17 protein-coding genes are annotated in these 16433 nt (G+C 71.6%); 7 read left to right on the forward strand and 10 right to left on the reverse strand.

What is annotated here, in order from left to right:
- Nucleotides 1-78 precede the first annotated feature (78 nt).
- Nucleotides 79-879: an alpha/beta hydrolase gene (locus GEV28_RS25675; RefSeq protein ID WP_291414786.1), complete on the forward strand. Its 801-nt coding sequence runs from the start codon at nt 79-81 to the stop codon at nt 877-879.
- Here GEV28_RS25675 and GEV28_RS25680 read toward each other — a convergent pair.
- Nucleotides 856-1626, reverse strand: coding sequence for an SDR family NAD(P)-dependent oxidoreductase (locus GEV28_RS25680; RefSeq protein WP_291414787.1), 771 nt, complete (start codon nt 1624-1626; stop codon nt 856-858). The two genes, GEV28_RS25675 and GEV28_RS25680, sit on opposite strands and share 24 nt — an antisense overlap.
- 56 nt (nt 1627-1682) lie before the next feature.
- On the opposite strand from GEV28_RS25680, the gene GEV28_RS25685 reads away from it, so the two are divergent.
- The gene (locus GEV28_RS25685; RefSeq protein WP_291414788.1) at nt 1683-2372 is read left to right on the forward strand and encodes a TetR/AcrR family transcriptional regulator; all 690 of its coding nucleotides are present in this window, start codon (nt 1683-1685) and stop codon (nt 2370-2372) included.
- Between the two features lie 101 nt (nt 2373-2473).
- Here GEV28_RS25685 and GEV28_RS25690 read toward each other — a convergent pair whose 3' ends face one another.
- The 3 genes from GEV28_RS25690 to GEV28_RS25700 form a co-directional block, all read right to left on the reverse strand.
- On the reverse strand, nt 2474-3214 hold the full coding sequence (locus GEV28_RS25690; protein WP_291414789.1) for a hypothetical protein: 741 nt from the start codon (nt 3212-3214) through the stop codon (nt 2474-2476).
- A gap of 63 nt (nt 3215-3277) precedes the next feature.
- A complete protein-coding gene (locus tag GEV28_RS25695) occupies nt 3278-3679 on the reverse strand; it encodes a DUF1304 domain-containing protein (protein ID WP_291414790.1) in 402 nt (133 codons plus the stop codon).
- Nucleotides 3679-4092, reverse strand: coding sequence for a cupin domain-containing protein (locus GEV28_RS25700; RefSeq protein ID WP_291414791.1), 414 nt, complete (start codon nt 4090-4092; stop codon nt 3679-3681). The genes GEV28_RS25695 and GEV28_RS25700 overlap by 1 nt, the downstream gene beginning before the upstream one ends.
- 953 nt (nt 4093-5045) lie before the next feature.
- Here GEV28_RS25700 and GEV28_RS25705 point away from each other — a divergent pair.
- Nucleotides 5046-5195, forward strand: a complete 150-nt coding sequence (locus GEV28_RS25705; RefSeq protein WP_291414792.1) for a helix-turn-helix transcriptional regulator — start codon at nt 5046-5048, stop codon at nt 5193-5195.
- An 827-nt stretch (nt 5196-6022) separates the two neighbouring features.
- Nucleotides 6023-7555, forward strand: coding sequence for an MFS transporter (locus GEV28_RS25710; protein ID WP_367115186.1), 1533 nt, complete (start codon nt 6023-6025; stop codon nt 7553-7555).
- A gap of 215 nt (nt 7556-7770) precedes the next feature.
- Here GEV28_RS25710 and GEV28_RS25715 read toward each other — a convergent pair whose 3' ends face one another.
- Nucleotides 7771-8535: a metal-dependent hydrolase gene (locus GEV28_RS25715; protein ID WP_367115187.1), complete on the reverse strand. Its 765-nt coding sequence runs from the start codon at nt 8533-8535 to the stop codon at nt 7771-7773.
- A 124-nt stretch (nt 8536-8659) separates the two neighbouring features.
- Here GEV28_RS25715 and GEV28_RS25720 point away from each other — a divergent pair, with 124 nt between their 5' ends.
- Nucleotides 8660-10768 (forward strand): DUF6351 family protein, encoded by a 2109-nt coding sequence (locus GEV28_RS25720; RefSeq protein ID WP_291414794.1) that lies wholly within the window; start codon nt 8660-8662, stop codon nt 10766-10768.
- A 157-nt stretch (nt 10769-10925) separates the two neighbouring features.
- On the opposite strand, the gene GEV28_RS25725 is transcribed toward GEV28_RS25720, so the two are convergent.
- The 4 genes from GEV28_RS25725 to GEV28_RS25740 form a co-directional block, all read right to left on the reverse strand.
- Complete coding sequence (locus GEV28_RS25725; RefSeq protein WP_291414795.1) at nt 10926-11582, reverse strand: TetR/AcrR family transcriptional regulator; 657 nt, start codon at nt 11580-11582, stop codon at nt 10926-10928.
- Between the two features lie 97 nt (nt 11583-11679).
- Nucleotides 11680-12975 carry an MFS transporter gene (locus GEV28_RS25730; RefSeq protein ID WP_367115188.1) on the reverse strand — a complete coding sequence of 432 codons (1296 nt, stop codon included), beginning with the start codon at nt 12973-12975 and terminating at the stop codon, nt 11680-11682.
- Nucleotides 12976-13378: 403 nt separating this feature from the next.
- Nucleotides 13379-13732, reverse strand: coding sequence for a tetratricopeptide repeat protein (locus GEV28_RS25735; protein WP_291414796.1), 354 nt, complete (start codon nt 13730-13732; stop codon nt 13379-13381).
- On the reverse strand, nt 13687-13968 hold the full coding sequence (locus tag GEV28_RS25740; RefSeq protein ID WP_291414797.1) for a hypothetical protein: 282 nt from the start codon (nt 13966-13968) through the stop codon (nt 13687-13689). The genes GEV28_RS25735 and GEV28_RS25740 overlap by 46 nt, the downstream gene beginning before the upstream one ends.
- 117 nt (nt 13969-14085) lie before the next feature.
- Here GEV28_RS25740 and GEV28_RS25745 point away from each other — a divergent pair, with 117 nt between their 5' ends.
- Nucleotides 14086-14871, forward strand: a complete 786-nt coding sequence (locus GEV28_RS25745) for a hypothetical protein (protein WP_291414798.1) — start codon at nt 14086-14088, stop codon at nt 14869-14871.
- An 11-nt stretch (nt 14872-14882) separates the two neighbouring features.
- Here the strand turns inward: GEV28_RS25745 and ligD are convergent, their stop codons facing one another.
- Nucleotides 14883-15926 carry a non-homologous end-joining DNA ligase gene (ligD, locus tag GEV28_RS25750; protein WP_291414802.1) on the reverse strand — a complete coding sequence of 348 codons (1044 nt, stop codon included), beginning with the start codon at nt 15924-15926 and terminating at the stop codon, nt 14883-14885.
- A gap of 34 nt (nt 15927-15960) precedes the next feature.
- Between ligD and GEV28_RS25755 the strand changes: the two genes are divergently transcribed.
- Nucleotides 15961-16293, forward strand: coding sequence for a hypothetical protein (locus GEV28_RS25755; RefSeq protein WP_291414799.1), 333 nt, complete (start codon nt 15961-15963; stop codon nt 16291-16293).
- Nucleotides 16294-16433: the final 140 nt, after the last annotated feature.

Below are 16433 nucleotides of genomic sequence, written 5' to 3' on the forward strand. Positions count from 1 at the left end.
AAAGGGGTGAACGCGGTGCCGCCGGCCTGCTCCGGCGGCACCGCCTTTTTGTCGGTGGGCTGTCGTAGCGTCTCCGGCATGTCGACGAACAAGGTCACCTCAGCTGACGGCACCCTCATCGCCTACGACCTGTTGGGCTCCGGCTCACCGGTCGTCGTGGTCGGTGGGGCCACGTGCGACCGGGCCAAGATGTCCGGCATCTCTTCGGAGCTCGCGCGGCACTACGCCGTGGTCAACTACGACAGACGTGGCCGGGGGGACAGCGGCGACACCGCGCCGTACGCGGTCGAGCGCGAGGTCGAGGACCTCGCGGCGCTCATCGCGGACGTGGGTGGCTCGGCCGCGTTGTACGGCCACTCGTCGGGCGCCGGCTTGGTGCTGCACGCGCTGGCGGCCGGCTTACCCGTCACCCGTGCCGTGCTGCACGAGCCCCCGTACAGCGCCGACGCGATGGCGGCGGGGTCTCGCGAGTACGCCGCGTCGCTGGCCTCGCTGCTCGACGCCGGCCGCCGGGACGACGCGCTTGCGTTGTTCTTCAGCATCACCGGGCTGCCCACCGAGATGGTGTCCGCGTGGCGTGCGGAGCCGTGGTGGGCGGGCACCGCCGCCTTGGCTCCCACGCTGGCCTACGACTCGGCGGTCATGGGCGACGCGGCGGGCGGCACGGTGCCGTTCGAGTCGGCCCGTGCGGCCGTCGCGCCGTCGCTGGTGCTGGTCGGCGGTGCGTCGCCGGCCTGGATGACCGACACGGACCGAGCCCTCGCGGAGGCCATGCCGGCGGGGTCCTTGCGGGTGCTGGAAGGGGAGGAGCATGTGGTGGAGCCGTCGGTGCTGGTCCCGGTGCTGGTCGAGTTCTTAGCCGAGCTCGATGCCCGTTAGCCCGGCGCAGGCGGCGAGCAGGCCGTCTTGCACGCGGGGGTCGTCGGTCGCGGGGTGCGCCTGCCGTGGTCGCCGGTGGTAGAAGTAGCCGCCGGTGGTCGTGGCCGCCCGGTCGTCGCTCGTGGCGAGCCAGGTCTGGGTCGCGCTGCCCTGCGCCAGGTCGTCGGGTGCGCCGCGGCCACCCATCCTCGTCGGGACCCAGCCGGGGTCGACGGCGTTGGACCGGACCGACGGCCGGCGCCGCGCGACCGCGACCGCGAGCACGGCGTCGAACAGCTTGGAGTCCGCGTAGGCCTGCGAGCCGTTCCAGCGCTTGCGTTCCCACTGAAGGTCGTCGAGGTCCGGGTCGCCCCCGCGGTGCATGCCCGAGCTCAGGTACACGAGACGTGACGGCGCCGGGATCAGCGCGGTGAGGAGGTAGGGAGCGAGCACGTTGATGGCGAACACGTGCGCCAGCCCGTCCACGGTCCCGATGCGCCGGCGCTCCTGGTAGCCGACCGCGGCGTTGTGGATCACCGCGTCGAACGGGCCTGCCGCGATCGCCTGCTCGGCGACCTTGCGGGTCTCGTCGATGCTGGCCAGGTCGCCGACCAACACGTCGGCGGCCCCAGGCGCCGCCGCGCGCGTGTCGCGGGCGCGGTCGTCGTTGCGGGCGTGCAGCACCACGTCGTGGCCTTCGCCGATCAGGTGCTGGCCGGCCATGAGCCCGAGCCCGTCGGCCGAGCCGGTGATCAGGATGCGGGACATCTCAGCTCCTCCTGGGGTACGCCTCCACGATGCCCGCCCGCCGCTATATTTGCTACATGACCGACGGTGGCCGGCGCGGCAACGCGAGGGACCGGCTGCTGCTGGCGGCCGGAGAGCTCCTGCACGAGTCCGCGGACGGCCGGGTGTCGACCCGTGCCATCACCGAGCGGGCGGGCGTGCAGGCGCCGACGCTGTACCACCACTTCGGCAGCAAGCAGGGCCTGCTGGACGCGGTGGCGAACTACGGCTTCACCCAGTACCTGCAGGAAGCCGCGACCGGCCCGACCGGCCCGACCGACCCGGTGGCATCCATCCGCGCCGGCTGGGACCACCATGTCCACTTCGGACTGGAGCATCCGGGTTTCTACATCCTGGTGTACGGCCGGATCGAGCCCGGTGTGCCGTGCACGCTGTCCGCCACCGCCGAGCGCAGGCTGTTGGACCTGCTGTCCGAGGTGGACACCCGGCTGCGGGTGCCCGCCAAGGAGGCCGCGCGGGAGATGGTCGCCGCGAACGTGGGCATCACGCTGAGCCTCATCGCCCAGCCCGAACCGGACCTCGCCGCGTCGGACCGCCTCCGCGACACGGTCATCGACGCGCTGATCGCACCGGAGCGGGCCGCGGGGGAGGTCCGGTCGCTCGCGACCGCCTTGTTGGCCGCGATGAACGGGGACGGCCCTCTCACCGCGGCCGAGGCATCGCTCCTGCGCGAGTGGCTGACCCGCCTCGCGACCCAGCCCCGATAACGCAACGACCGACAAAGCGCTGCCCCACGAGTCCAACGCTCAGGACCCGCGAGTCCAACGCCCGGGACCCGCGAGTCCAACGCCCGGGACCCGGCACTGCGTTAGCTGGCCACCTCGTCCAGGCGGTGCAGCAGCCGCTGGTCGACGTTGTCGCCGGGGGCGAAGGGGGACTCCGGCCACTCCTCGGGCTCGCGCTCGTCGAGGAGGTCGGTGGCCTCGAGGACCCAGGTCGTCGCGCCCGCCGAGGCCAGGCCAGGGGTGTCGGCCAGCGCCTCGATGCCGCCGGCCTGCTGGATCTGCTGCAGCGCCCCGCTGAGGTCGGCGACGTCGATCGCGTCCTCGGCGTCCGGGTCATCGCTCTCGGGCTCGCCGTCCCACGCGTCGTGGTAGGCCTCCTTGCCGGCCTGGATCACGGCCAGCTCGTCGGTCACCACGAAGTCGACCCGGTGCAGCACGGTCAGCTTGGCCGCGGGCTCGTCGGACTCCTCGACGTCCTCCTCGCCATCGCCCTCAGCGTCGAGATCACCGTCGAGGTCGACGTCCGTGAGGTCCTCGTCCTCGTAGTAGAGGCCGTCGTCGTAGGAGTAGTCGTCCTCCTCGTCGAGGCCGAGCGGCGGGACGGTGCCGGTGAGCTCGAACTGCGTGTCCGCGTAGGTGGTGGCGGCCGCCTCCAGGTGCTCGCCGACCTCGGCGATCGCCTCGGCGTCGGCGTCCGTGCCGGTCATCTCCAGCAGCGCCGCGCTGTGCTGGCGGGTCGCCTCGACCAGGTTCGCCGCCGCGGTCCGGAACGACTCGCGGGCCTCATCGGTCCACTGCGTGTCGTCCTCGTCCAGCTCACTCATTCGTGCCCATCCCTCACCGCGGCCCCGCGCGGGCCGCACCGCGCGGACGCTACCCGAGCACCCTCACCACACCACGGCGAGGATGGCGACGAGCGGCGGCACCGCCTGCGCTATTGAGCCGACGACCCCCGCCCCGCGCGGCCTGCTCAGCGCCATCCGGTCGGACGCGAACAGCGCCACTCCGGCGAGGGCCATGAACGCGCACGTGTACAGCACCAGCGCGCGGCCGACCGCGACCTCGCCGGACCACCACAGGACCACGCCGGCGATCGCGCCCGAGCCCAGGAACAGGTTGTAGAACCCCACGTTGAACGCCCACAGCCGCACCGCCGGCACGTCGGCCGACGGGATCCGGAAGATGCCCCGGTGAATGCCCGGCCGGCCGAACACCAGCACCTCCCACCCGAACACCAGCACGTGCACGAACGCGCCGACCAGCGCGAACACCTGCGCGACGGCGGTCATCACGCCACCTCCACCCCGTGCCCCGCGGCCACCTCCACGGCCGGCCCGCCCCGGTCCAGGTCGGCGAAGAACTCGCCCATCCCGCCCGTGCTCACCACCAGGAACCGGGCCGACGGGGTGAGCACGGTGAACGTGTTCACCGTCCGCGGCGGGATCGCGATCGACGCGCCCGGCCCGGGGTCGTAGCCCTGGTCGCCGGCCTGCACGAGGAGCCTGCCGTGCAGCACGTAGAACGCCTTGCCCCACGGCTCGCGGTGCGGCGGGACGGCCGGCCCGCGCGGCGCGTCGACCTCGAACAGCTCGTAGCCGCCGCCCGTGTGCCGCGCGCCGACCTTCACGGTGATCGTCGCGTCCGGCGAGACGAGCTCGTCGCCATCGCCGGGCGCGCAGTGGTGGACCTGTTGTGCCGTCATGCCTCGACGGTAGGAACGCGGGGGCGCGGGTCGATCCCAGGAATCTGGGATGTTCACCGGCCGCCTGACCAGGTCATACTGGCCACATGCTGGAGAGCCGGGCGCGTCGCGTGCGGCAGGGGTCGCGGCGCTGGCCGCCGCAGGGGCCGGTGTCGCCGAGCTGCACGCCGCCGCCATCGGGCTGGTCGGCCGCGAGGTGGGCACCGAGCTCACCTGCTGGGCGATGATCGACCCCGAGACGCTGACGATCGGCTCGATGACCAGCGGCGAGGCGCGCATCCCGGGGCGGTACGAGCCGCTGCTGGCCGAGGCCGAGTACACCGGCACCGAGCCGCACCGGTTCGCCGAGCTCGCCCGGCGGGGTGCGCCGGTGGCGCGGCTGTCGGACCTGTCCCGCGCGGAGATCGCGCGCAGCAGCCGGCTCAACGAGATCTGGCGGCCACTGGGCCTCGAGCACGAGCTGCGGGTGCTGTTCACCGTCGACTGCGAGTGCTGGGGTGCGGGCGGCATGGTTCGCGCCGGCCGGGACTTCACCGAGCGCGAGGTCGAGTTCCTGGGCGCGGTCGCGCCCGCGGTCGCCGCGGCCACCCGGTTGGCGGTCCGGGCGGAGGCGCACGGCGCGGGCGCGGCGGGCGGCCCGGCGATCGTCCTGGCCGGCCCGCACGGCGAGACCAGGGCGCTGACCCCGGCCGCCCAGGTCTGGCAGGACCGCCTGGAGGACGTGGCCCCGGGCCGGTTCGGCGTGATGGTGCGGGCCGCGGTCGTCGGTGCCCGGCCGACCGGCACCTTCCACGCGCGGATCCGCGACGCCCGCGGCGGCTGGCTGCTGCTGCGCGCGAGCCGGCTGATCGGCGCCGACACGGAGACGGCAGTGACGTTCGAGGCCGCGACGGGGCGACCAGCTCCGCGGCCTGCTGCTCCGGGCCTACGGCCTGACGGCCCGCGAGCGCGAGGTGTGCGACGAGGTCATCGCGGGCCACTCGACCGGGGGCATCGCGGCGCGGTTGCACATCTCGGCGAACACCGTGCAGGACCACCTGAAGTCGGTGTTCGCGAAGGTGGGTGTGCGCAGCCGGGGTGAGTTGGTAGCACGGTTGCGCTGAGCGGTAGCACCGTGAGACCGGACCGCGTGATGCGTTCGTGACTTTCCCGAAGCCGGTGTCGGTTGGCGGTCGACCCGGGGATCTGTCCGGCCGTTCGTCACGCGGTGTCACCACGAGCCGGGCGGCTCAGCGGGCACTTGATACGCCGAACGAGTGACCTCCCCGGAATATCCATCTGAGACAGTTCCAGTCGGTCAGGTAGTTTGTCCAACCACACAATAAATCCGATCGGCCGCGCAATTGTCCGTTGTGGATGCTCGACCGTGCGGCGGCTACCGGATCGGACGTGAACGCGGCCGGACGGTCGACACAGGTATGCGCCCGCTCACCCCGGTCCACCCGGGGCCGCGGCACCCGGCCGGCTCCGTGTGGCCGTCCCGGAACGGGCTTTCCCCAGCACGGATGCGGAAGACGGCGGCGCCGGCAGGCGGGCCCGGCGCGGCGCGGCGACCGTCGTGCACGAGGCGCCTGCACGTGCAAGCGGCCATTTGGCCGGGAAAGCCGTTACAGGTTACGGAGTTCAGGCATCAATCGTTATCTGGGGCCATTCCACAATATGCGATTGGGACGTAATCTCATATCCAGTAACACCTTCGACACACCGCACCGAAGTCGAACTCCCCTATTTCCTTGTTGTTTCCCTGACCGTACCCGACCCGTAGAAACCCCCGCACCACTCCTCGCCGAGAGTTGCAGGACCCCGGCGGCGCCCCCTGCGTCCCCTCCAGCACCGCGGATCAGGTCGTCGTCCTTGGCGCGCCGAATTGGCACGCGTCCCTGCGCCGATCAGCGGGGCTTTTTCGACTAATCGCAGCTGGAGGCCCGGCATGAGGCCGAACCACGTCCTCGGGCGGAGCTCGCCGCCCTACCGAGTCCTTGTTCCGGTCCGGCCGTCAGGCAGCGGCCTGCACCGCGCAGCACACCGCCCGGTGGCCGAGGCACCAGTGGACGGCGCCCGGCTGGCGCTGTCCATCGGCGTATTGGTCGCGGTCCCATTGTTGGCACTCAACTTGCGTCCCGCCGTGACGAGCGTTGGCGCCATGCTCACCGATATCCGCACGGGCACCGGAATGTCTGGCGTCCTCGCTTCCGCCGTCGTCGCCGCGCCGGTCTGGTGCTTCGCGGTCGGCGGGGCGCTGGCGTGGACGATGCGGTCGCGGCTGGGCACCTCCCGCACCGTGTCCCTCGCGCTGGTCGTATTGGCCGCCACGCTGGCCGCACGGGTCATGGCGGGGCCTTATCTCCTTCTCGCCGGAACGGTCGTCGCGTGCCTCGCGATCGCCGTGCTCGGCACGTTGTTGCCGGTGATCACCCACTCGGCGCCCGCCCGCGCCTGGGCGATGCTCACCGGCTGTTACATCGCGGCGATGGGTGGCGGGAGCGGGATCGGCGCTCTCGTCACCCCGCAAGTCGCGGGGAAGAGCTCGTGGCAGCTCGGGGTGAGCGGATGGGCTCTCCTCGCTGCCGCGGGCTGGGCGGCCTGGCGGGTCGCCGCGCGACGGTTCACCGAACCCCCCGTGGCCGCCGCGAAGCATCCCGGCCCTGGCAGTCTCACCCCGGCCGGCACCGCGTGGTCCCTGACAGTCCACTTCGGACTGACCTCGGGTTTCACGTTCAGCATCATGGGTTGGCTGCCCAGCATCCTGCACGACCACGCGGAGGTCAGTGGGGCGACGGTGCAATGGCTGTTCACCGTCGCCATGGCGCTGGGTGTGCCGATCGCGCTGATGGTGCCGAAGTGGGCCCGCGCGACCAAGGCCCAGTCCGGGCTCGCCGTCGCGCTGGCCGCGCCCAACCTGGTGGCCGTCGCGGGGCTCCTCCTGGATCCCGCGTGGAACCCGTGGCTCTGGGCCGTCTGCCTCGGGTTGGGTATGCCCGCGGTCGGCCTGGCGCTGACCCTCATCTCGCTGCGCGCCGCGCCGGACGGAGACACCGCCGCGGCGCTGTCGTCGATGGTGCAGGGCCTCGGCTACGCCCTCGCCGGGGTGACGGCGCTGGGTGCGGGCCTGTTGCACAGCTCGACGAACAGCTGGGAGTGGCCGCTCATCGGCCTCCTCGCCGTCCTGTGTGGACAGATCATCACCGGCATGTACGCCGGTCTCCCGGTCACCATTCACGCCGGCCGTAAACAGCGACCGGCGCGGGCGTACGTGCCCGAACCACGGCAGCCGGAACCCCGCTTGCCGCAAGCCCGTCAGCCGGAGCCACCGATGCACGAACCGCGGATACCCGACCACGGACCGCCCCGCCGCCTGCCCGAGCAGCTGGAGCTCGGGTTGGCTCTGGAACAGCACCGCTCGCCGCAGCCGCGGGAGGACCGGCAGATTCACATCCCGTTCCCGAGAGAACCCAGCCCGTAGCGGTTCAACGGCGAACCGCTGTCGCAGGGGCTCCCGGCCACGCCATGGTCGGGAGCCTCGCCACACCCGGCTCGGCTAGTGTCGCGTGATCCTGTGCCTTTGCGTCCGCTGTGGATCAACGTGGTTCCTGGCAAGGCGTGTACTTGGGTTTTTCTCCAACGCGGCCAGGGGCCGCGTTGGCCGCAGCGGCGTCAAGGTTTCAGGGTCACGCGACACTAGGAGGCAGGCGGCACGAACCGGGCGAACAGGGCGACCAGCTGCGCCCACACGCCTGGCAGCAACAGGACGCCCGCCACCGTGAACACCGGCACCAGCAGCAGCTTCTCCACCCCGCCACCGGTACGGAACCGCAGCCAGCGCGGCGGGCGCAGCTCGTACCAGGTCTCGCCGGCGATCGGGACCGGCCACAGGAACGGGCAGCCGGACTTGGTTATCGCGTCACCGAGGCAGTGCACCACACAGCCCACCGCGACGGCGACGCCGACCCAACCGGTGGACGTGGTGAGCGCGTCGTCCAACCCGCCCAGGAACGCGGTGAAGCCGGCCGCGGTCGCGGCGACGACCAGGAGCCAGTCGCCGAGCACGTCGGCGGCGAGCAGCAGGCCGAACGCGATGATCCCGCCGACCGCCCACGCGCCGCCGAGCTCGGAGATCGAGGTCGCGACCCAGCCGAGCAGCACCGCGAACGCGACGGTGTGGGTCATGTGCCGGTGCGTGCCGTCGCAGTCCTCGTCGCGCGGGCCCTTGGTCAGCGCGTACAGCCCGCGCGAGCATATCCGCAGCAGGCGCGACAACAGCCCGGTGAGCGGCCCGAGGAACCGGGACGCGGTGGCGCCGGGATGGTCGAGGTCGGGCAGGAGTGCGTAGCCGGCCGCCGCCGTCGCGAACGGGATGACCTCGGGCAATGTGTGCAGCCCGACCATCGGGGCCACGGCGAGGCCGGCGCACCAGCCGGTCAGCGCGTGGCTGTGGCCCATCATTGGGCGGCCAGCACAAGGCAGGGCAGGGCGTCGGTCACGGTCTCCCCACGAGAGTCGGCAGCCAAGTGATCTTACGGAGCCACAAGGGTTTTCCGTGGGCGCCACGCGGTGGCAGGATCGGTCCGTGTCCACTCCGAGATCCCGCCGCCGGCGCATCGTCGCGCTCGCGGCCACCGTCGCGGCAGCGACGCTGCTGTCCGGTATGTCGGTCGCCTCGGCGGCCGGCACACTCCACCAGTCCGGCCGGTTGACGATCACGACCGTGTCGAACCCGAAACCCGAGTTCGTCAGCGGCGGCGACGCGCTCGTGCGGGTCACCGTGCCGGGTCACGACCGCGTGCGGATCACCCGCAACGGCAAGGACGTCACGTCGAGCTTCGTGCGGCAGTCGGACCGCTCGCTCGTCGGGCTCGTCACGGGGCTTCGCCCGGGCCGCAACACCGTCGAGGCCAAGGCCGGCGGCCGGCACGAGCACCTGCGGATCACCGACCACGACCGGCTCGGCCCGGTGTTCTCCGGCCCGCAGCAGCGTCCGTTCTTCTGTGAGACCACCGCGTTCGGCCTGGACCCGGCCGAGCAGCCGAAGTGCGACGCGCCGACGAAGGTGAGCTACCGGTACCGCACCACGGCCGGCCAGTTCGCGCCGCTCGCCGACCCGACGACGCGGCCCGCCGATCTGGCGACGGCCACCGTCGCGGGACGAACGGTGCCCTACGTCGTCCGCGTCGAGACCGGCGTGATCGACCGCGCGGTGTACGAGACCGCCGCGCTGACCGACGGCACCGACCCGTCGCCCACCGAGCCGGAGAGCGGCTGGAACGACCGGCTCGTCTACACCTTCGGCGGCGGCTGCAACGGCGGCTACCACCAGGGCTCGGGCACCGGCGGCGTGCTCAACGACCTGTTCCTGTCCCAGGGTTACGGCGTCGCGTCCTCGACGCTGAACGTGCTGGACAACAACTGCAGCACCATCATCTCCGCCGAGGCCGCGATGATGGTGAAGGAGCACTTCGCCGAGACCTACGGCCCCGTCCGGCACACCATCGGCTGGGGCGGGTCCGGCGGCGCGATCCAACAGTACGACATCGCCGACGCCTACCCGGGCATCCTCGACGGCATCATCCCGGGCATCTCCTACCCGGACCCGCTCACGACGATGAACCCGGTGACCGACTGCGGGCTGCTGAACGCGTTCTTCGCCGGCTCCGGCGCGTCGTTCACCGAGGCGCAGCGGGTCGCCGTGGCCGGGTACAACACCTACAGCCCCTGTGTCTCATGGGGACTGACGTTCCTCAACCGCAGCACGCCGACCGGCAGCTGCCCCGCGGCGATCCCGGTCGACGCGCGCTGGGACCCGGTGTCCAACCCGGACGGTGTGAAGTGCAGTGCCGCCGAGCAGTGGGTCAACCAGCTCGGCCGCAACGGGCGTGGCTTCGTGCGGGGCGCGCTGGACAACACCGGTGTCCAGTACGGACTGTCCGCGTTGGAGTCCGGGACGATCGACGCGGAGCAGTTCGTGGCGCTGAACGCCGGCGTCGGCGGCTACGACGAGACCGGCACGCGCACCCCGACCCGCACGGTCGCCGACCCGCGGGCGCTGGCCGCCGCGTACGCCGCCGACCTCGTCAACAGTGCCCGGCTCGGCCTGCGGACCACACCGATCATCGACCAGCGCACATACCTCGACCTGGTCGGACCGGTCGGCGACATCCACACCGCCGAGATGTCCTACCTCATGCGGGCGCGGCTCATCGAGGCCAACGGCACCGCCGCCAACCAGGTGATCATCGAGAACATGCCGACACCGGACCAGTCCGTCGCGTCGGCGGTCTACGAGCTGGACGCGATGGACCGCTGGCTCACGGCGATCGGCGCGGACGGCACGCACCGGGACCGGGCGGCGAAGGTCGTCGCCAACAAGCCCGAGGATCTCGGCGACGGCTGCTACCTGGCCTCCGGCGAGCGGATCCGCGAGCGGCTGACGTACCCGTCGGGCGGCCGGTGCGGTGCCTTGTACCCGATCGCGGCGAACCCGCGGCTGGTGTCCGGCGCGGACCTGTCGATGCGCGTGCTCAAGTGCCGGCTCCAGCCGGTCGACTGGCGTGACTACCCGGCGCGCTTCACCGCGGCGCAGAAGTCCCAGCTGCGCCAGACGTTCCCTGGTGGGGTGTGCGACTACTCGCGTCCGGGCGTCGGCCAGCGGCCGCCGCGCAACACGTGGGTCGTGTACTAGTGTCCGCCGCCGGGAGTCTGTTGCGTGAGTCGGTGAGTCCAGGTTTCTGTTGGCAAGGCGCCGGTTCGTCCTCGTACCGGGTTGTACTCGGGCGGATCGGCAACGCCGCCGGCAGGAAGCCGGGCCGGCGAATCGAGTGACGAACTTCCGGCGGGGGCTAGGTCCTCGAGACCTTCGGGATCCAGGGCTCCTCGCGTTCCTCGTCGGTCGGCCCACCCCACGGCAGCGGTGACGTCGCCGGTGGGGTGCGCAGGCCGTCGAGGTACAGGGTCAGGTAGCGCTGGCGTAGCGCGTGGGTGCGCCGGCCGTTCTCGACGTGGACGGCCGCGAGCTGCTCGAAGATCGGGCCGAGGTCCTCGTCGGTGACGTCCGGCCGCAGGACGCCCGCGGCGTGGGCACGCTCGACCAGCGCCGCGTTCAGCGTGTTCGCCCGCTCGGACGCCGCGAAGAGCTCGGGGGAGGGGGTGAACGTCCCGGCGAGCGCGACGGTGATCGAGTGGGTGTCGGCCTCGACGACGCGGCGCATGACGTTCTCGAAGGCCGCCCAGGGGTCGCCGGCCCCGTCCTGCAGCGCGTCGACCCCCTCCTGGACGAGCGCGGTGTAGATCTCGAGGCCGTCGGCGCACACCTTGCGCAGCAGGTCCTCCTTGGACGGGTAGCGGCGGTAGAGCGCGCTGATGCCGACCTCGGCCGCCTCGGCGACGGCCGCGATCGGCGCGGACGGGTCGGCGACGAATACCTTGCGGGCCGCCTCGGCGATGATCTTGTCGTTGCGCGCCGCCTGGGCCTTGCGGCCGCTCATGGGTGCCGGCACCGCTGCCTCCCTCGCGTCGTGGAACAGAGCGCTTTGTTCTGATATGAGTGTAGGGCGTGCGGCCACATCTCTCGGCCGCACGCCCCGGTGGTATCACTCAGTGCGCTTGCTTGGCCTTCTTCGGCAGCAGGAACCCGAGCGCGAACGTGACGACGGTCAGGCCGATCGCGATCACCGTGACCACCTTCGCCGCGTGGACGAACTCCGCGATGCCGGCGTGCAGCGGTGAGCCGACGGTGCTGAAGAAGACCGTGCCGAGCACCGCGATGCCGAGCGAGGCGCCGAGCTGCTCGACCGAGGTGAGCACGCCGGACGCCGAGCCGATCTCCTCGTCGGACAGGTCGCCGACGATGATGTCGAACAGCGGGACGAAGATCATGCCCATGCCCAGGCCGTACACGGTGAGCGGGGTGACCAGCGCGCCGGCGCTCGGCACGTCGCCCATCACGGCCAGCAGCACCACCAGGCCGACCGCCATCAGCGACAGTCCGATGTGGAGGACGTGCCGGCCGAGCTTGGCCAGCACCGTGGCGCCGAGTGCGGAGCCGATGAACGCGCCGACCGCCCACGGGGCCATCGTGAGGCTGGCGTGCAGAGGCTGGTAGCCGAGGCCGAGCTGCAGGAAGAGACCCACGGCCAGGGAGAACCCGGTGATGACACCGAAGAACGCGATCAGGAAGGCGACGCCGGAGGTGTAGGACCGCTTGGCGAACACGCCGAGCCGGACGAGCACCGACCGGTTGTTCCTGGCCCGCTTGGCCTGGTAGCCGGCGAAGATCCCGATCGCCGGCACCGACGCGGCGAGCATGGCCAGCGTCCACGCGGGCCATCCGAGCTCGTGGCCCTGGGTGAGCGGGTAGACGAGCAGGAACATCCCGGCGGCGGCGAGGATCGCGCCCTTGACGTCGAGCCGCTGCCCGCGGGCGGCCGGTTCGCCGCTCGGCAGCACCCGAGCGCCGACGTAGAGCGCGAACGCCCCGAGCGGCACGTTGATGAGGAAGATCATCCGCCACCCCTGGCCGAACAGGTCGGCGTCGACCAGCACCCCGGCGACCACGGGCCCGAGCACGGTGGCGAGCCCGATGACCGGCCCGAGCATGGCGAAGGCCTTGCTGACGTCGGGTCCGAAGAGCTCCCTGATCAGCCCGAACGACTGCGGCACCAGCACCGCGCCGAAGAGCCCTTGGAGTACGCGCGAGGTGAGCAGCATCTCGGGGGAGACGCTGACCGCGCAGAGCGCCGAGGCGGCGAGAAAGCCGACCACGCCGACGATCATCATCCGCTTGCGGCCGTATATGTCGCCCAGCCGGCCACCGACGAGCAGCCCGACCGCCATCGCGAGCGTGTACCCGGCGGCGATCCACTTGCAGCGTCGAGGTCGTGCCCCCGAGATCCGCGCGGATGGCGGGTGCGGCGATCGTGCCGACGGTGGAGTCGAGGAGGTTGAGCATGTCGGCGGAGAGGATCGCGAAGAGGCCCAGCCAGCGGCGGGGGTGCAGGCCGGTCTCGGGGGTGTGGAGGGCTGGTGCCTCGAGGGTGGTGGTCACTGGGACTCCCCTTATTGGAACGGAATGACTTGTTCCGCTAATTTAGCAGAACGGAATGCTTCATTCCAACACTCGAGCCCAAGATCTTTTGCTCGCCCCACCGCCGCGAGTCCAACGCCCAGGACCCGCGAGTCCAACGTTCCGGACCCGCGAGTCCGACGCCCAGAACCCGCGAGTCCCAACGCATAACCCGCGAGTCACCGACGGGGGGGAACTCGCGGGTCGTGAAGGTTGGACTCGCGGGTGTGGTCAGGTGGGTGGGCGGCGTAGGGCGGCTTCGGTCAGGCCCAGCTCTGCCAGCAGGGCCCGGCGCTCCTCTCGGCAACCGGTCGCCGCGGACGGGTTGCCCAGCCTCGGGTGGATCGTGGCCAGGCGGGCCAGGGTTCGGGCCAGGTCCTGGCGGGCGTCGAGCCGGCGCCAGATCTCCAGGGCCCGCTCGGCCCATTCGCGGGCATCCTCCGCGTCGCCGCGTGCCAGGGCCAGGTCGGCCAGGGACTGGAGCACCTCGGCCGTGCCCTCCTGGTCACCCACCTCCTCCTGGACCTGCAGGGCTCGGGTCAGGCGGGTGAGCGCGGGAGCGAACCGGCCGCGGCGGATGTCCACGTCATCGCGCCGGCGCCGAGGCGCTTGCGCAGGTCGCGGATGATGTTGTGCAGCCGAGCCTTGGCATGCTGCGGCGGGTCGTGCCAGAGGCCGTCGATGAGCCGGTCGGTCGAGGTGAACCGGCCGGTGAGCAGCATCATGGCGAGCGTGCGGCGGGTGCGGCCGCTCGGCACCGGCAACGGGGTGCCGTCCCGCCAGACCTCGATCGCACCCAGTACGCCGAACCGCAACGTCATCCGCGGGTCCGCCGCACCCAACCATCGTAGCGGCGTTGCTCTGTTCGGCTGTGCGTCCTTGTTCTCCCGACCTTCGGCGGATGGCGGGTTCCGGGGCGGGCGCAGCAGGGTGGTCGTATGCGTTCGGCATTGGTGGTTCTGACCGGTGTCCTGCTGATCATGGGTCTGGCGGTCGCGCCGGCCCAGGCGGACGACGGTGACGGTGACGGGCTCGACGACGGCCTCGAGGACGCGGTCGCGGCGAACTTCTTCCCCTGGGTGTGGTTCGACAGCGGGGAGAACGGCGGCTGCACCGACCCGGCGACGGACACAAACCCGGGCACGGCGGTGGCGCGCGTTCGCCCGCACCCGGCCGACGCGAGCAAGATCGCGGTGTCCTACGCGATCCTCTACCGCCGCGACTGCGGCGACTGGTGGGACGGCGGCCACAACGGCGACGTGGAGCCGTTCACGCTGACATTGGCGCCGAACCCCGCCTGCCAGTACGGCTACGGCGCGTTCGCGCTGAAGACCATCGCGCACGTGGGCACCGCGTTCGAGCACGTGGACCAGTCGATGCTCGGCAACGCCTGCGACTGGGGCCGGTTGGCGGGCGGCTCACCGCAGGTGGCGCGGATCTACTCGGCCGAGAACAAGCACGGCAACTATGCGTCGCTGGGCTCCTGTGAGGACGGTGCGCTCGGCAACGACCACTGCTCGGAGTCGTTCACCCGCGAGTACACCGTCGTGAACGCCGGCGAGGACGGCGCCCGCCGGGTGGACGAGCTGTCGGGCTTCCAGTTCCCGGGCGAGTACGCGTGGACGGCCCAACCGTTCTCGGGCAGCCTCGGCTCGGGCGGCGGCGACGCGGGCATGGTGCGCGACAAGCTGGTGAACGACGGCCTGCTGCCCCCGGCGTCCTGACTTCGCCCGGGCTACTCCTCCGGGCGGGCGCGGGAGGGCTGAACCCGTTTGGGCTCGCCGGCCATCTTCGGGTACTCGGGGGGATACGGCAGGTCGCCCAGGCCGTCGGCCTTGTCCCTGGCGACCATCTCCAGCAGTGGCTCCAGCGAGTAGGCCTCCGACGCCACACCCGCGTGCAGGTCGCCCACCTCGGCGAAGCGCTTCGGCATCGACTCGATGTCGAAGTCGTCCGGGGTCACGTCGTCCAGCTCGGACCAGCCGAGGGGAGCCGACACCAGGGCCCGCGGGGTCGGACGGACCGAGTAGGCGGACGCGATCGTGCGGTCGCGGGCGGCCTGGTTGAAGTCGATGAAGATGCGCTCGCCGCGCTCTTCCTTCCACCAGTTGACGGTCACCTGGTCCGGCATCCGCCGCTCCAGCTCGCGGGCCAGGGCGATCAGCGCGCGGCGGGCCTCGACGAACGTCCAGCGGGGCTCGATCGGGACGTAGACGTGCAGGCCGCGCCCGCCGGAGGTCTTCGGGAAGCCGGTCATGCCCAGCTCCTCCAGCAGCGCACGCAGCTCGTGGGCCACGACGACCGCGTCGCGGAAGGTCGTGCCGGGTTGCGGGTCCAGGTCGACGCGCAGCTGGTCGGGGTGGTCGACCTCGGGGCGGCGGACCGGCCACGGGTGGAACGTGAGCGTGCCGAGGTTCGCCGCCCAGGCGACCACGGCCAGCTCGGTGGGGCACACCTCGTCGGCCGGCCGGCCACTCGGAAAGGTGACCCGCGCCGTCTCCACGTAGTCGGGCGCGCCCTTGGGGACGCGCTTCTGGTAGAACGCGTCGCCCCGGTTGTCGGCGCGGGTGGAGAGCTTGGCGCCCTCGAACACGCCGCCGGGCCAGCGCTCGAGTGTGGTCGGCCGGTGGCGCAGGGCGCCCAGGATCCCGTCGCCCACCGACAGGAAGTACCGGACCACGTCGGCCTTGGTGATCCCCCGCTCCGCGAAGTACGGCTTGCTCGGGTTGGACACACGGACCGTTCGAGGCCCGGTCGGCCCGTCCACGGTCAACTCCATCGCCTCGGCCACCGCGCCAGGTTACCGTGGGGGCATGGCCGCGAACGGGATCAAAGACCCGGACGACGACCCGCGCCTTCGGGCCGACCCCCTGGCGGACGAGTTCGACGACGAGCTGATCGGCCTCGACCCGGACGACCCGGAGGCCCGGGCGTTCGCCGAGCACCTGCAGCGCCAGCACCGGCTGCACCCGAGCTTCACCGTCGAGGGGTATCTGTCCGACATGGGCGACTGGGCCGCGTCCGCGAACCGGCTCGGCGGGCACCGGAAGCTGATGGCCAGCATCCTCGTGCTGCTGATCCTGCTCGGCGTGACCGTCACCGTGTGGGACGCGCTGGCCTACGCGATCTCCGCGTTCCTGAAGTAGCGCTAGCCCCGTCTTCCGCACATGAGGTGGGGTGGACAGGTCAGGCGTGTCGGTGATGTGTCTGACCTGCCGATCTGTGAGTCTGTCGCGTTGTGGATCAACGTGGACGACGGGCCCGGTATGTCGCGGCGAGTATCGAG

This window comes from Actinophytocola sp. (genome assembly GCF_009379765.1).
In the GTDB taxonomy this organism is placed as follows: domain Bacteria; phylum Actinomycetota; class Actinomycetes; order Mycobacteriales; family Pseudonocardiaceae; genus Actinophytocola.

Excerpts from the sequence above, each read along its gene's own strand:
- GEV28_RS25675 (WP_291414786.1), top strand. The coding sequence starts at position 79 with ATGTCGACGAACAAGGTCACCTCAGCTGACGGCACCCTCATCGCCTAC.
- GEV28_RS25680 (WP_291414787.1), bottom strand. The coding sequence starts at position 1,626 with ATGTCCCGCATCCTGATCACCGGCTCGGCCGACGGGCTCGGGCTCATG.
- GEV28_RS25685 (WP_291414788.1), top strand. The coding sequence starts at position 1,683 with ATGACCGACGGTGGCCGGCGCGGCAACGCGAGGGACCGGCTGCTGCTG.
- GEV28_RS25690 (WP_291414789.1), bottom strand. The coding sequence starts at position 3,214 with ATGAGTGAGCTGGACGAGGACGACACGCAGTGGACCGATGAGGCCCGC.
- GEV28_RS25695 (WP_291414790.1), bottom strand. The coding sequence starts at position 3,679 with ATGACCGCCGTCGCGCAGGTGTTCGCGCTGGTCGGCGCGTTCGTGCAC.
- GEV28_RS25700 (WP_291414791.1), bottom strand. The coding sequence starts at position 4,092 with ATGACGGCACAACAGGTCCACCACTGCGCGCCCGGCGATGGCGACGAG.
- GEV28_RS25710 (WP_367115186.1), top strand. The coding sequence starts at position 6,023 with ATGAGGCCGAACCACGTCCTCGGGCGGAGCTCGCCGCCCTACCGAGTC.
- GEV28_RS25715 (WP_367115187.1), bottom strand. The coding sequence starts at position 8,535 with ATGATGGGCCACAGCCACGCGCTGACCGGCTGGTGCGCCGGCCTCGCC.
- GEV28_RS25740 (WP_291414797.1), bottom strand. The coding sequence starts at position 13,968 with ATGACGTTGCGGTTCGGCGTACTGGGTGCGATCGAGGTCTGGCGGGAC.
- GEV28_RS25745 (WP_291414798.1), top strand. The coding sequence starts at position 14,086 with ATGCGTTCGGCATTGGTGGTTCTGACCGGTGTCCTGCTGATCATGGGT.
- ligD (WP_291414802.1), bottom strand. The coding sequence starts at position 15,926 with ATGGAGTTGACCGTGGACGGGCCGACCGGGCCTCGAACGGTCCGTGTG.
- GEV28_RS25755 (WP_291414799.1), top strand. The coding sequence starts at position 15,961 with ATGGCCGCGAACGGGATCAAAGACCCGGACGACGACCCGCGCCTTCGG.